The sequence below is a fragment of the Kitasatospora sp. NPDC096140 genome (assembly GCF_040303045.1).
In the GTDB taxonomy this organism is placed as follows: Bacteria; Actinomycetota; Actinomycetes; order Streptomycetales; family Streptomycetaceae; genus Kitasatospora.
In genome coordinates this window covers 29,254-43,084 of the sequence record NZ_JBEOUW010000017.1, presented here as the reverse complement: position 1 = coordinate 43,084, position 13,831 = coordinate 29,254, and the positions used below count along the sequence as shown (strand labels likewise).

Genomic DNA, 13,831 nt, shown 5'->3' with positions numbered 1-13,831 from the left:
TCGGGGTGGCCGCGGAGGGTGCGGGGGCCGGGACGCGCAGCGTGACGGCGACCGGGAGGGCGGACACGCTCGGTGGTCGCCAGATCTCGATCTGCAAACGAGTGGGGAAACGGTGCGCGGGGCGTGTGGGAGCCCTGCTTGAATCGCACGACTCATCCAAACGGAACGGAGCGTTCTCCTCCCATGCCTTCACGCATACCCGGGCGCCGCCGGGCCGGTCTGGCCGGATTCGCCGGACTCGTCCTCACCGTCGGCCTGGCGCTGACCGGTTGCGACCCGTCGGCCGCCGACGCCACGTCGACGGCCTCCGCCACGCCGAGCGTCGCCGCCGCCCCGACCACTCCCGCGCCGGTCGCGCCGCCGACGACCCCCGCGGCGCCGGCCCCGGCTCCGGCCACCACGCCGTCGGAGCAGCCCACCGCACCGGCCGCCACGCCCCCGGCGCCGCCCGTGGCCGCCTCGCAGCCCGCGGCGCCCAAGGCTCCACAGCCGAAGGTGACCACCGTTCAGCCGCCGGCCGACCCGCAGCCGGAGCACACCGCGGCGGCCGCCGGCGGCGGGTGCGAGATCCGCTCAGCCGCCGGCAACTGCTACGAGGCCGGGCAGTTCTGCCGCAACGCCGACCTGGGGAAGAGCACCCACGACGCGAGCGGCCGGGAGATCTACTGCCGGATGGTCAGCGGCAAGCCGCACTGGCAGGCCTGACGCGGACGGGCCGCCCGAGGCGTGGTTGGGCCTACGTTCGGTCCGAGTGGTACGACCCGGTCCCGGTGGTACGTCCGGTCCGGGTCGTGCGTCGGTCCGGGTCGTGCGGGGTCCGGCGTCCGGCGGTCAGAGGTCGAGCACGCCCAGGGTGTCCCAGAACAGGTGCTCGTAGGACTGGAGCAGCAGCCCGTACTCGCGCGCGTCGGCCAGGGCCGGTGCGTCGAGCCCGTTCGCGCCGAGCGCGTCGGCGGCCTGCTGCTCCAGTTCGGTGGCGGGTCGGGCGAAGAAGTCGAAGAAGGCGCAGGCCTCGTCGTCGAAGCCGTAGTGGTTGCGCAGCGCCTTCCCGATGGTGGCGCAGTAGCCGCCCCAGGCTGCGAAGTTGGCGACCAGGGCGGCGGCCGCGGCCTCGGGCCGACCGTTCAGGGCGAGCCAGGCGAGGTAGGCGGGGTAGGCCTGGCAGCCGGGCAGCGGTGCTCGGGCCTCCGGTGCGGCGAGGTCGAGGCCGCTGGCGGCGGCGAGTGCGGGCAGCGTGCGCAGGGCGGCGCTCTCGCCCTCGGCCAGGGTGGCGAACCAGGCGCCGAGCGGGCGGTCCGCGCAGCGGGTGGCGAGCATGAGCAGGCTGCGGCGGTCGGAGCGGATGATCCGGTGCTGCTGGGCGGCGAGTTCGGCGAGTGCCGAGCGGGTGGCGGTGCCGGCGGCCAGCGCCGTGACCAGCGCGGGGGCGGCGTCGCCGGGCGCCAACTCGGCGCGCAGGTCCTGGATCCGGTCGAGGATCGGGTGGTTCACCGGTGCCTCCGGGGTGCGGTTCGGTCCGGTGCCATTCCTACCGCCTGGCGGCGTCCGGAGGGCGGCGACAGGCCGGGCGCGGCCGGACCGGGGTCGCCGGGGGCGGCCGGGGTCGCGCGGGGCGGCAGGGGTCGCCGGGTGCTCCCGGCCCGGAGCGGGCCGGGCCGGGAGCGGTGGATCGTACCGGTGGGGCGCGCGGTGCACTCGGACGGTCAGGGGGTCAGGACGATCGGGGTGGTCAGGCCCCGGCGCAGGCCTTGGTCACGTCGGCGGCGGCGCTGGTGATCGCGCCGAAGTCGGGCTGCTTGTTGTCGTTGACCTTGTCGATGGCATCGGAGACGGCCTTGGAGAGCTTGTCGGCGGCGGCATCGAGCTTGTCCCCGCCGTCGTGGCGGATCTTCTTGGCATCGTCGACGACCTTCTTCAGTGCGTCGACAGTGTGCCGGCGGCGCTCGTCGTCGGCGATCTGGCCGACGTTGGACGCCGCGTCCGTGAGGTCCTGGACGTCGCCGGCGAGGCTGACCGCGCGCTTCCCGCAGTCGATGGCCTGGTCGGCGCTGTTGCACGCGGTGAACAACGGGGCCGCGATGAGCACCGCGAGAGCGGCGGCGGCCGGACGGTACGGCTTCCTTGTCATGTCACTATCCCTCCCGGCATGGACAACGCCGTTGTGCCGTACGGTGGTTCCGGCGGGACGGATGAACGGTTGGCAAAACCTCGGGCCTGGGAATCGGTTATGACGAAACGTCAATTCCGCTCCTCAGGAGCGGTGGTGTGCCGTCCGAGGAGATCGCCGCAGGCCCGCCAGGCGGCGGACGGCAGCAGGGCGCGGGCGCGGGCGAAGAGTTCGTACAGGCCCGGTCCGTAACGGGCGGCCAGGTCCGCGTTGTGCGCGAGGACGTCGAGTTCATTGGCGACGGTGAGGGCGAGGAAGGCACGCAGGTCCGCTTCCGGCGGCGTGTGGTCGGCCCCGGTGAACCGGTCGCGGAACACCACCGGTTCGTCGACGCCCAGCCGCGGGTAGACCGCCGCCCGGTCGCAGCTCGCGTAGAGGTGGACGAGCGCCTCGGCGCGGGGGCCGACGAGGTCGGCCAGGGTGCCGCGCCGGTCGAGCCCCAGCAGGGCGTGGTCGAACCCGTCGGTCCCGTACGCGGCGTGGCAGAGGCCGGCGGCCCGGACGGCCGGGTCGCAGCCCCAGTCCGCCAACAGGTCGGCCACACGGTGGAGATGCGCCAGCAGTGTGCCGCCGGGGTGGGGGATCCGGTCGGCGTCGTGGGCGAGGAGGAAGGCTTCGATGCGGTCCCACGCGGGAGCGCTGCCGGGCTCGGAAGGCGTCATGCCGCGACTCCTACCCGCTCCCGTCCGTTGCGCCCGCTGCTGCCGCAGGAGACGCCCGGCGCGGGCCCGTCACCGTTCGGCGGGCTCCGACAGCTCGGCGACCAGGCGGGCGAGCGTCGGGACGGCGATCCCGTGTGCGGCGGCGGCCCGCAGGACGGCGCCGCCGGTCGCGTCGAGCTCGGTCGGGCGGCCGGCCTCCGCGTCCCGCTGCATCGAGGACCTCATCGCCCCGGGGGCGCGGTCGATCACCGCGAGCAGGGCCTGCGCGTCGGCCGGGGCGCCGACCGCCCGGGCGACGGCGGTGATCTCGTCCAGCGCGGCGAGGAGTTCGGGCCGGTGCTCGGTGCGCACGGTGCCGACGTCACTCGTGTGGCGGGTGGTGAGCAGCGCCAGCGGGGCGAGGAAGGAGAGCTTGCTCCACAGCATCGCCGTCTCGTCCTCGCGCAGCGTCACGGTCAGGCCGGCGTGCCGGAGCTGCTCGGCGAACTCCTCGACGGGTCGGCGGAGTTCGTCGGAAGTCGCGGGGGCGGTGGACGTCGCGGGGCCGGTGGGTCCGGAGGGTGCGGCGAGTTCGATCGCGGCGAACGGGCTGGTGTGCTCGATCCGCCCGGGCGCGGTGCGGGTGGTCTCGACCCGGATCGTGCCGGCCACGACCCCGGCGGCGGGGTAGCGTTCGCGCAGCACCGCCATGTGGTCCAGGCCGTTGAGCAGCGGCACCACGAGCGCGGCGCCGAGCACGTCCGCCGGCAGCCGGTCGAGCGAAGCCGCCAGGGCCGTCTCCTTGACGGTCACGAGGACGGCGTCGACCGGCTCGGACAGCTCGGTGGCGGCCTCCACGTCGGCGGTGAACGTGCCGAACTGCCCGCTGCGGACGCGCAGTCCGTCCCGGGCGAGGACGGCGGCGGTCCGCTCGCCCGCCAGGCAGACGACGCGGTGCCCGTCGCGGGCGAGCAGTCCGCCGATCAGTCCGCCGACGCCGCCCGGTCCGAGGACCGCGACGGTCAGGGGGGTGGTGGTCATGCTGACTCCCGGGGCTGAGAGGAGGGTCGGGGGGCGGTCACGGGATGTCCCAGTGGAAGCGGCCCTCCAGGCCGTCCGGGCTGAGGAAGCCGAAGCCGTCGCCGTGGCCGAAGTCGAGGAAGTAGGGATCGTCCGGGTACGGGGCGTCCGAGAGGGCGAAGAAGTACCGCCACGGCGCGGGGACCCCGGCCCGGCCGCTCGGGAAGGACGGGAGGCCGCCGACGTGGTCGTGCGCGTGGCCGCCGTCCGGGAACCGGACCTCGGGGCCCTCGCCGCGCAAGTGCCGTTGGAAGGCAGCCCGTTCGTCCATCGACCGGTCGAGGTCGCCCGGCAGCGGCACCAGGTCGAGGTGGAACTCGACCGGGGTCCTGTTGCCGTTGCCGTCCCCGTCTCCGCCCCCGTCCCCGTCGGGGTCGAGGCGCCACAGCGTACGGCCGCGGGTGCCGGGTGGGCCGATGACGGCGAAGGGCGGGATCCGGCCGCCCGGCTGGACGAGCAGCACGGCGTCGCCCGACTCCGGGTCGAGTCCGCCCATGGGGCCGTCCAGGCCACCGTCCGCCGCGAGGAAGAGGAAGGCGAGCCGGCGGTCCTCGCCGGGGACGGCGAACTGGCCGACGAACACCAGCGGTTCACCGGTGCGGGGGGAGAGCGGCCAGGCGGGCTCGGCCGGCCAGCAGGGGTCGCCGCCGAGCTTGGGGACGGGAGCGGTGATCGGCCGCTCGGCCCTCCGCAGGGCGAACTGCAGACGGGGGAGGAAGGCGGCGTCGTGCGGACCGGTGGCCGTGCCGGTCGGCTGCGGCAGGGTCGGGGTCGGGGGCGGGGTCGTCAGGGGCGTCATCCGGTGTTCTCGGCGGGTTCAGCGGGTGCAGCGGTTTCGGCGGCTTCGGTTCGCGTGGCCCATGTGTCGACGTGGAAGGAGACGCAGTCGAAGGCGAACGGCTCCTCGTGGCGCGGCTTGCGGCCCGGGGCGGACGGCCGGCGCGGGGCGGGGTGACGGCACAGGTGGAGCGGCCCGTGGCGGAGAGTGCCGCGGGTCGGATCGGGCACCGGCAGGCCCTCGGCGCGCAGCGCCTCGACCAGCTCGTGCGCCGGCCAGCCGAGGAGGTCGATCCCGAGGTAGCCGACCGGGCAGGCGGGCCGGTCGTCGCCCGGGTTCCGGTTGACCGTGACACTGCGGAGCCGGTTGTCGTCGTCCGAACAGAGGGTGACGCTCACCCCGGGCAGTTGGAAGGCCAGCGCCCAACGGGTGCCGCAGACGAAGGTGTTCCGCACACCGTCGGGCAGCAGCCCGTCGTGCGGGGCCAGCAGCGCCCGCACCGCCGTCTCGGTCAGGCCGAAGGGCAACTCGGGCAGCGGCTCCGGCAATCGGACGCCGTGGCCGGGCAGCAGGTCGATGGTCACCCGCTCATGATTCCTCGTGGGGCGCGCGGCGGGGAGCGCGGGGCGGAAATCGGCGAGTCCGTTCCGCTCCGGCCGGGGCCAGGGTGCGCCGGGTGCGCGGCAGTGCCCCGGCGGTGTACCGGCCCGCCCACCGGGCCGCCGCCCTCTGGGCCTGGCAGTGCCGGAACCGGCCCGCAAGCACGTAGCGCCCGTCTTCGACCCCCTGCCTGCGGGGTTCGGTTATCCGAACCCCGGATTCGGGGGCCAGCTCGATCGATCACCCGGCCCCCGGTGCCCAGGATGGAGGGCATGAACGGGATGACGACAGCCGCCGCCCAGGCGGCGCACGGCAGGACGACGGGCACAGCACTGAGCGGGGACAGCCTGTACCGCGCGTACGGGCGCGGCACGGCGGCGGTACGGGCACTGGGCGGGGTGTCCGTGGCCTTCGAGCCGGGGACGTTCACCGCGGTGATGGGGCCCTCGGGCTCGGGCAAGACGACCCTGCTGCACTGCCTGGCCGGGATGGACCGGCCGACCCGGGGCACCGTCCGGTGGGGCGACACCGAGGTGTCCGGGCTGCCCGAGCGACGGCTGGCGGAACTGCGCCGCACCCGGATGGCCTTCGTCTTCCAGGCCTTCAACCTGATGCCCGCGATGACCGTCGCCCAGAACGTCGAACTGCCCGGGCGGCTGGCCGGTCGGCCGCCGGAGCGGGACCGGGTGCGGGAGGCACTGGCCCGGGTCGGACTGGCCGGACGCGAGCGGCACCGGCCCGGACAGCTGTCGGGCGGCCAGCAGCAGCGGGTGGCGATCGCCCGGGCGCTGGTCGCCCGGCCGCAGGTGCTCTTCGCCGACGAGCCGACGGGCGCGCTCGACCGGGCGACCGGGCACGACATCCTCGACCTGCTGCGCACGGGCGTCGACGTGGACGGGCAGACCTGTGTGATGGTCACCCACGACCCGGTGGCCGCGGGTTACGCGGACCGGGTGCTGCTGCTCGCGGACGGGCTGTTGGTGGACGAGCTGCTCCGGCCGACCGCCGCGCAGGTCGGCGAGCGGCTCAGCCGGTTGGGCGGGTGAGCACGATGGGCACGATGAGCACGATGAGCACGGCATGGACGAGCAGCCCCGTGCTGGCCCTGTCCGTCGGGCAGATCCGGCGGCGGCCCGCGGCCTTCGCCGGCCTGGGGGCGGCGCTGTTCCTCGCGATGGCGACGGTGACGCTCTTCGGCTCGCTGGTCGCCGCGCAGGCGACGGCTCCCGAGGCGGTGGCACGGACACCGGTGAGCGGGCCGGGCGTGATGGTGATCGCCGCGGCCTTCGGTGAGATCGCCGTCCTGGTCGCGCTGTTCGTCGTGGTCAACGCGCTGGGCTTCACCGTCCGTCAGCAGCACCGCGACCTCGCCCTGCTGCGCACCGTCGCCGCGACGCCCTGGCAGGTGCGGCGGGTGGTCCGCGCCCAGGTCCTGGCGACCGTCCTGCTGGCCGCCGCCCCCGCCTGCGCGGCGGGCCTCCTCGCCGCCCGGTTCTTCCTCTCCGCCCTGCAGCGGCGCGGGATGGCCGCTCCCGGTCTGCACGTATCCGGGTCGCCGGTGCCCGTGCTGGTCGCGCTCGGCGTGGCGCTGCTGGTCGGCCTGGCGGCCACCGCCGTCGCGGCCCGGCGGATCACCCGGCCCGCACCGGCCGTCGCCCTGACCGGGGAGACGGGCGGGCCGCGGCGGACCGGCGTGCCGCGGCTGATCGCCGGGGCGGCCGTGCTGGCGGGCGGTGTGCTGCTGCTGCGACTGGCCGCGACCAGGCCCGCCGGGGAGCTGGACAAGGCGGGCCAGGCCTCGCTGCTCGGTTCGCTGGTGCTCCTGGTCGCCGTCGCCCTGCTGGGTCCGTCGGCGGCGTGGGCGACGGCCGCGGTGCTCGGCGCCCCGGTCCGGGCACTCGTCCCGCGGGCCGGCTGGCTCGCCGACGCCAACCTGCGCGGCTACGCCGCCCGGCTTTCCTCGGCGGTGGTCCCGGTCGCGCTGCTGGTCGGGCTCTCCGGCACGATGCTGATCATGACCAGCACCGCCGAGCGGGTCGCCCGGGCGACCGGCGCCGCGACCAGCGTCACCAAGGCCAGTGACATCTGGCTGCGCCAGGCCGAACTCGGCCTGCTGGTCTGCTTCGCGGCGGTCTCCACGGTCAACACCCTGGTCGCGCTGACCGCCGACCGGCGCCGGGAGTTCGCCCTGCTGCGTCTGGTGGGCGCGACGCGGAGGCAACTGCTGCGGATGCTCACGGCGGAGGCACTGCTGACCACGGCGGTCGGTGTGCTGCTGGGCGCGGCGGTGGCCGCCGCGGCCACCGGGGCGTTCAGCCGGGCGGTCCGGGGAACGGTGGTGCCGGTGGTGCCGGGCGCGGGGTGCGCCTGGGTGGTGCTGGGCGCGGCGGTCCTGACGGTGCCGGGGATCGTGGGGACGGGGCTGTGGGCGAGCGGCGGATCGGCGGTGGAGTCGGCGGGCGGGGAGCGGGGGTGAGGTGACGGGCGCGGGGGCGCGGGCGGGGGCGCGCGGGCGGGGCGGCGGGGCCTGAGGAGACCGGTGCAGGCCGCTGGATGCGGTAGTTGCGGCGGTGCGGCGGGGCCTGGTGGATGCTTGCCTCGGTCGGCGGGTGAGCGGTGAGGCGGACGGCAGTGAGGTGGACGGCAGTGCGGTGGGCGGTGGCGCGGTGAACGGCGGTGCGGTGGGCGGCGGTGCGGTGGCGCGGTGGGCGGCAGCCCGGTGGGCGGCGGTGACGCGGACGGTGGCGGAGCGGCGGCGGTTCCTGGCGGTGCGCGGTGACGAGGCGGCGTTCGCCGTCCTCGGGCTGCCGCTCGGGGTGCTCGGCGGCGTCTACGCGGTCGCCGTCCTCTACGCGGGGGTGCTGCTCTCGCTCACCGTGCTGGGCCTGCCGTTCCTGGCGGCCGCGCTGCTCGGGGCCCGACGGATCGGCCGGATGCACCGGTGGCTGGTCGAGTGGCTGCTCGACGAGACGGTGCCCGGCCCGCCGCCGCTGCCGCGCCCGTCCGGGCTGATCGCCCGCGGCCGGATCGTGCTGACCGACCCGGTGGCCTGGCGGGTGCTGCTCTACCTCTTCCTACGGCTGCCGGTGGGAGTGCTCGGCTTCCTGGCCGCGGTCGGGCTGCCGCTCGGCGGCGTCTGGCTGGTCGGCTTCCCCCTCTGGGTACGGCTGGCGGAGCCCGGTCCGAGACCGGTCGGCTGGTCGGACGTGCTGGCGATCCCGGTCGGCCTCGCACTGCTGGCCGCCGTACCCGCCGTGCTGCGGGCCCTGAGCCGGGCCAACCGGGCGCTCGCCCGGACGCTGCTCGGCCCGGTGCGCTCGCAGCAGCGGGTACGCGAACTGGAGAGCGCGCGGGCCACCCTGCTGACCGAGAACAGCGACCGGCTGCGGCGCCTGGAACGCGACCTGCACGACGGCACCCAGGCGCAGTTGGTCGCGCTCGCCATCACCCTCTCGCTGGCCGACGACGCCCTCGCCGACCCGGCCGAGCCCGACCTCGGACGGCTGCGCACCCTGGTCGACCGGGCCCGCGGGCAGACCGACGACACCATCACGGGCCTGCGCCGACTGACCCGGGGCATCCACCCCGTGGCACTGGACGGCGGGCTGGCCGAGGCACTGCCCGGACTCACCGCGACCTCGCCGGTGCCCGTCACGGTCCGGCTGGACCTGCGGGAACGGCCGGTCGAGGTGATCGAACGGGCCGTCTACTTCTGCGCGGCCGAACTGCTGACCAACGTGGCCAAGCACAGTGGCGCGCGATCGGCGGAACTGACCGCGAGCGCCGCCGACGGGAGGGTCCGGCTGACCGTGCGCGACGACGGCCGCGGCGGTGCCGCGGTCGGCACGGGCAGCGGACTCGCGGGCCTGGCCGAACGGCTCGCCGCGGTGGACGGTGTGCTGCGGGTGGACAGCCCACCGGGCGGGCCGACCGTGGTCAGCGCCGAGTTGCCCGGCAGGTTGTGACGGACTCTCATGGGCCGTCGGAGCGGATGGAGCTATCGGGGGGTGGGAGCGGGGGCATGAGAGGAGCTCATGGGGAGGGCCATGAGCTCCTCTCATGGGGTCGGCCATGAGCTGCGTGCATGGGCCGACGTTCCCATGAGAGGACTTCATGGGCCCTGGGCATGCGAGGACTTCATGATGAGTGCCCATGAGCGTTGCTCATGGGGCAGGCTCATGAGCGCGCCTCATGAGGCAGGCTCATGAGGCGCGCTCATGCGCAGCCCGCATGCCCGGTTTCACGAGGCTCCGCTCTCTGCGAGGTAGGCGAGTACGGCCTTGACCCGTCGGTTGTCGGTGTCGGTCGCCGGCAGGTCGAACTTGGTGAACACGGCGGCCACGTGCTTCTCCACCGCCCGCTCCGACACCACGAGCTGCGCGGCGATCGAGCGGTTGGAGTGGCCCTGCGCCATCAGCTCCAGTACCTCCCGCTCGCGCGGGGTGAGCGCGTCCACCGGGCTGCGCCGCCGGCCGCCGATCAGCCCGTTGACGATCTCCGGGTCGAGCGCGGTGCCGCCCGCGGCGACCCGGTGCAGCGCGTCCACGAACTGGGAGGTGCGGGCCACCCGTTCCTTGAGCAGGTAGCCGATGCCGGCGGCGCCGTCGGCCAGCAACCGGGCCGCCCAGACGGTCTCGACGTGCTGGCTGAAGACCAGGATCCCGACCTCGGGCGTGGTGGCGCGGATCTCGACGGCCGCCCGGATCCCTTCGTCGGTGTGGGTCGGCGGCATCCGGATGTCCACCACGGCCACGTCGGGCCGGTGCTCGGTCACGGCGGCGACCAGCTCGGGCGCCGTACCGGCGGTGGCGACCACCGCGCAGCCGCGCGCGGTGAGCAGTTCGACCATCCCGTCCCGGAGGATCACCGAGTCCTCGGCGAGGACGACGCGGAGCTGTTCATCGGTCATTCCGCCATTATTCCGGGCCGCCGGACGGAGCCGTCCCCGTAGCCGGACAAGAGGAAAACCATCAGTCCAGACTGATGAAATTACCGTGGAAGCATGACCGAGAAGCGAGAGACCCGCCCTGTTCCCGAGGCCCCCGAGGCCCCCGTGGCCGCCGGTGACTCCGCCGACCCCGAAGATTCCGCAGGCCCCGGCGACTCCGCGGCCCTGGCTGCCCGGGAGCTGCGCGCCGTGTTCAGCCGACTGCGCCGCACCCTCCGGGAGGCCGACGGAACCGGCGACCTCACCCCCTCCCAGACCGCCGTGCTGAGCCGGCTGATCAACGACGGCCCGGCCTCCGCCAGTGCGCTGGCCGCCGCCGAGCGGGTCCGGCCGCAGTCCATGGCCGCAAGCCTCGCTGCGCTCGAACAGCACGGCCTGATCGGGCGACGGCCCGATCCCGAGGACGGGCGGCGCCTGCTGGTCAGCCTCACCGAGGCCGGTCTGGCCCGGATTGCGGACAGTCGACAGGCGCGCGAGGAGTGGCTGGCCCGGGCGCTGGAGGAGCAGTACGACGAGGCCGAACGCACCACCGTCCTGGCCGCGCTGGCCCTGATCGACCGGCTGAACCGACGATGACCGGCCCGGCCACCCGCGCGGCCCGCCCCGGGATTCGTCGCGGGGTCCGTCGCGAGGCCAGCGGCTGGGCCGGCCGTCTTCGGTCCGACCGCCTTCGGGCCGACCGCCTTCGGGTGGGCCGTCGCCGGGCGCCCGCTCCGAACGGCGCGTTCGACCGACGGCTGATCGCGCCGATGGTGCTCGGCTCGGTGCTCAACCCGATCAACTCCTCGATGATCGCGGTCGCCCTGGTGCCGGTCGGCGCAGCCTTCGGGGCCCCGCCCGCTGAGACCGCCTGGCTGGTCACCGGCCTCTACCTCGCCACGGCCGTCGGTCAGCCGGTGATCGGGCGGCTGGTGGACACCCACGGCCCGCGCCGTCTCTACCTCGCCGGGACCGCGCTGGTCGGCGCGGCCGGACTGCTCGGCGCGCTCGCCCCGTCCCTCGGTCTGCTGATCGCCGCCCGGGTACTGCTCGGCCTGGGCACCTCGGCGGCCTACCCCGCCGCGATGCACCTCACCCGCAGCGAGGCCGAGCGGACCGGGAGGTCCGGCTCCACCGGGGTGCTGACCGCGCTCGCCGTCGCCAACCAGACCGTCGCGGTGATCGGTCCGACCCTCGGCGGCCTGCTGATCGGCGTCGGCGGCTGGCGGACGGTCTTCCTCGTCAACGTGCCGCTCTCGCTCGCGTGTCTGGTGCTCGGTGCGGCCCGGCTGCCCGTCGCCGCCGCACACCGCGGCCCCCAGAACCAGCCCGACCGTACCGATCAGCCCGACCGGCCCGACCGGCCCGACCACACCGGTCAGCCTGACCGCCTCGACCGCACCGGGATCGCGCTGTTCGCCGTCCTGCTGGTCTCGTTGATGCTGTTCCTGATGAGGCCGAGCCCGGCGCTCTGGTACCTGCCCGTGCTGGCCCTCCTCGCCGGCGCCGGCTTCGCCGTCCGCGAGACGCGGGCCCGCACCCCCTTCATCGACCTGCGGGCGCTCGCCGGCAACCGGCCGTTGATCGCCACCTATCTGCGCCAACTCCTCGGCTACACCGCCGGCTACGCCTTCCTCTACGGATACACCCAGTGGCTGGAGGAGGGTCGCGGCCTGTCCGCCACCGGCGCCGGACTGGTCCTGCTGCCGCTCTCGCTCACGGCCCTCGCCGTGTCCGGCCTCACCGGCCGCAGCCCGGCTGTCCGTGGCAAGCTCCTGGTCGGCGCGGCGTGCCAGATCGCCGCCTGTGCCGCCCTGTCGTCGGTGCACGCGGACAGCCCGGCCGGGCTGCTGATCGCGATCGGCGTGCTGGCGGGCATCCCGCAGGGGCTGATCGGGCTCGGCACCCAGACCGCGCTGTACCACCAGGCCGACCCGGCCGCCATCGGCTCCGCGGCCGGGCTGCTGCGCACCTTCATGTACCTCGGTGCGATGGCCGCCTCCGCGGCGAACGCCGCCGTCTTCCCGCACGGTGCCACCACGGAAGGCCTGCACGGCCTCGCGCTGTTCATGCTCGGTGCCGCGGCCCTGCTGTTCCTCCTCACCCTGCCCGACCGCTCCCTCGGCCGCCTCGCGAAGCCCGCCGACAAGCCCGCCGGGACCACAACCGACAAGCCCGCCGCGACCACAGCCGGGAAGAGCGTCGGGAACGCGGGTTGACGGCCACTCAGCTCTCGACGGCCGGCGTCCCGCGCCACTCCGCGTGGACGCCGGGAGCGGCCTCGATCACCTCGGTCGGATAGGCGTTCCGGACGAGTTCGAGCAGGGCGTGCTGCTCGTCCAGCCAGCCGGGGGCGGGGGAGAGGGCGACCCGGAGCGTGACGCCGGAGTCCTCGGTGTCCGAGACGGTCACCCACAGCCCGCCCGGCCGCCCGGGTTCGATCCGCAGTTCCGGGCCGTGCTCCTCGTTCAGCCAGCGGACCGCGAACCCCTGGCGGAGCCGGTCCAGCGCCGTTTCCCAGCGCCGAAGGTGGCGATCGGTCACCACGGTGGTGAAGCGTCCGCGCACGGTGTCGGCCGTGACGGTGATCTCGCAGTCCAGCCAGTCGTGCCCGCGCAGGGAGCCCGGCGCGTGCCGCCCGAGCACCCGGACCCGGACGTCGCGGCCGCCGGTCCGCCCGTCGCAGCCGCGGGCGTCGGCGTCGTCCGGACGGTCCGTCAGTTTGATCAACTCGTGCTGGTGCGAAGCGGCTTCACTCACTGCGTGCTCCCCGGTGGCAGTGGATCCAAGGGCTGACATCCTCGCGCAGGTGTTCGCTCCGGTGCCAGCCCGGGGGTGGTGCGTTCCGGTCGGGGTTCCCTGCCGCAGCTCGCCGGCCGGCCTCCGTCCCCGCCGAGGCCCGTCCCCGTCGGCCTGCGGCCCGGCCGGGGCCGTCCGCGCGAGCCTCCGTCGCGTCCGGGATCGGGCCCTGCCGACGCGCGCTGCCCCGAGCGGGTCGGCCCGCCGGACCGGGGAGGTCGGGCGGGCCGTCGCGGCGGTGCGGGACGTTCGCGGGGAGGGAGCGTTCAGGCGGTGGGGGCCGCACCGGCTGCCCTCGCCGCACCGGCTGCCCGCTTCGGTGCGGCGGTGGGCGGTGGGCGTCGACTCAGCGGTGGTCCGGGTGTCCGGTGAGGACGGTGGTGAAGATCGGCTCGCCGTGCTGGTGGCCGGTCACGGTCGTGGTGAGCGCGTCCGGGTCCTCGCCGGGGGTGTGCCGGGCGGTGATGAGGGTGGGCGCGTCGTGCTCGGCGTACCGGTGGAAGGTGGTGGCCGCGGCGGTCGGCGTGACGGTGACCGGGCTGGCCAGCGCGTTGGTCGCCTGGCGGGCCGCTTCCAGCAGGACCATGCCGGGAATGTGGTCGTTGGCGTGGTCGAAGAGGATCGGGTGCCAGAAGTCGGGGGTGAGGTGCCAGGTACCGGGCGCACCGGCCGGGGTGAGGACGACGTCGCAGGGGCGGAGCCGTCCGACCCGGGCCGGCGGCAGCGGCTCGGCGGTGGTACCGGGCACCGGCAGCGGGGGGGCGGGGGCGCGGCCCCCCCCCCCCCCCCCGGCCGGGGCGGGCGGGGGGGGGGGGGTAAGGGGGGAACCGGGGGGGGGC

15 protein-coding genes are annotated in these 13,831 nt (G+C 75.3%); 6 read left to right on the top strand and 9 right to left on the bottom strand.

Annotation, left to right across the window (positions count from 1 at the left end):
- The first annotated feature begins 183 nt into the window (after positions 1 to 183).
- A complete protein-coding gene (locus ABT048_RS19420; RefSeq protein ID WP_350522639.1) occupies positions 184 to 705 on the top strand; it encodes a hypothetical protein in 522 nt (173 codons plus the stop codon).
- Between the two features lie 126 nt (positions 706 to 831).
- On the opposite strand, the gene ABT048_RS19415 is transcribed toward ABT048_RS19420, so the two are convergent.
- The 6 genes from ABT048_RS19415 to ABT048_RS19390 all read right to left on the bottom strand — a co-directional run bounded on the left by ABT048_RS19415 (position 832) and on the right by ABT048_RS19390 (position 5,250).
- A complete protein-coding gene (locus tag ABT048_RS19415; protein ID WP_350522638.1) occupies positions 832 to 1,491 on the bottom strand; it encodes a thiaminase II/PqqC family protein in 660 nt (219 codons plus the stop codon).
- A 238-nt stretch (positions 1,492 to 1,729) separates the two neighbouring features.
- Complete coding sequence (locus ABT048_RS19410) at positions 1,730 to 2,128, bottom strand: hypothetical protein (RefSeq protein WP_350522637.1); 399 nt, start codon at positions 2,126 to 2,128, stop codon at positions 1,730 to 1,732.
- 110 nt (positions 2,129 to 2,238) lie between these two features.
- Complete coding sequence (locus tag ABT048_RS19405; protein ID WP_350522636.1) at positions 2,239 to 2,829, bottom strand: DUF6817 domain-containing protein; 591 nt, start codon at positions 2,827 to 2,829, stop codon at positions 2,239 to 2,241.
- A gap of 69 nt (positions 2,830 to 2,898) precedes the next feature.
- Positions 2,899 to 3,849, bottom strand: a complete 951-nt coding sequence (locus tag ABT048_RS19400; protein WP_350522635.1) for a ketopantoate reductase family protein — start codon at positions 3,847 to 3,849, stop codon at positions 2,899 to 2,901.
- A 37-nt stretch (positions 3,850 to 3,886) separates the two neighbouring features.
- On the bottom strand, positions 3,887 to 4,687 hold the full coding sequence (locus ABT048_RS19395; RefSeq protein ID WP_350522634.1) for a hypothetical protein: 801 nt from the start codon (positions 4,685 to 4,687) through the stop codon (positions 3,887 to 3,889).
- Positions 4,684 to 5,250, bottom strand: a complete 567-nt coding sequence (locus tag ABT048_RS19390; RefSeq protein WP_350522633.1) for a hypothetical protein — start codon at positions 5,248 to 5,250, stop codon at positions 4,684 to 4,686. Before ABT048_RS19390 ends, ABT048_RS19395 begins: the two co-directional genes overlap by 4 nt.
- A gap of 297 nt (positions 5,251 to 5,547) precedes the next feature.
- On the opposite strand from ABT048_RS19390, the gene ABT048_RS19385 reads away from it, so the two are divergent.
- The 3 genes from ABT048_RS19385 to ABT048_RS19375 all read left to right on the top strand — a co-directional run bounded on the left by ABT048_RS19385 (position 5,548) and on the right by ABT048_RS19375 (position 9,231).
- Entirely contained in the window at positions 5,548 to 6,312 is a 765-nt protein-coding gene (locus ABT048_RS19385; protein WP_350522741.1) for an ABC transporter ATP-binding protein, read from the top strand.
- 14 nt (positions 6,313 to 6,326) lie between these two features.
- Positions 6,327 to 7,742 carry an FtsX-like permease family protein gene (locus ABT048_RS19380; protein ID WP_502894036.1) on the top strand — a complete coding sequence of 472 codons (1,416 nt, stop codon included), beginning with the start codon at positions 6,327 to 6,329 and terminating at the stop codon, positions 7,740 to 7,742.
- Between the two features lie 133 nt (positions 7,743 to 7,875).
- Positions 7,876 to 9,231: a sensor histidine kinase gene (locus ABT048_RS19375; RefSeq protein ID WP_350522632.1), complete on the top strand. Its 1,356-nt coding sequence runs from the start codon at positions 7,876 to 7,878 to the stop codon at positions 9,229 to 9,231.
- Positions 9,232 to 9,506: 275 nt separating this feature from the next.
- On the opposite strand, the gene ABT048_RS19370 is transcribed toward ABT048_RS19375, so the two are convergent.
- A complete protein-coding gene (locus ABT048_RS19370) occupies positions 9,507 to 10,175 on the bottom strand; it encodes a response regulator (RefSeq protein ID WP_350522631.1) in 669 nt (222 codons plus the stop codon).
- A 93-nt stretch (positions 10,176 to 10,268) separates the two neighbouring features.
- On the opposite strand from ABT048_RS19370, the gene ABT048_RS19365 reads away from it, so the two are divergent.
- Both ABT048_RS19365 and ABT048_RS19360 read left to right on the top strand, forming a co-directional pair.
- Positions 10,269 to 10,790 (top strand): MarR family winged helix-turn-helix transcriptional regulator, encoded by a 522-nt coding sequence (locus tag ABT048_RS19365; protein ID WP_350522630.1) that lies wholly within the window; start codon positions 10,269 to 10,271, stop codon positions 10,788 to 10,790.
- A gap of 173 nt (positions 10,791 to 10,963) precedes the next feature.
- Entirely contained in the window at positions 10,964 to 12,412 is a 1,449-nt protein-coding gene (locus tag ABT048_RS19360) for an MFS transporter (RefSeq protein ID WP_350522739.1), read from the top strand.
- Between the two features lie 7 nt (positions 12,413 to 12,419).
- On the opposite strand, the gene ABT048_RS19355 is transcribed toward ABT048_RS19360, so the two are convergent.
- Entirely contained in the window at positions 12,420 to 12,953 is a 534-nt protein-coding gene (locus ABT048_RS19355) for a DUF5959 family protein (protein ID WP_350522629.1), read from the bottom strand.
- Between the two features lie 385 nt (positions 12,954 to 13,338).
- A complete protein-coding gene (locus ABT048_RS19350) occupies positions 13,339 to 13,740 on the bottom strand; it encodes an AfsA-related hotdog domain-containing protein (RefSeq protein WP_350522628.1) in 402 nt (133 codons plus the stop codon).
- Positions 13,741 to 13,831: the final 91 nt, after the last annotated feature.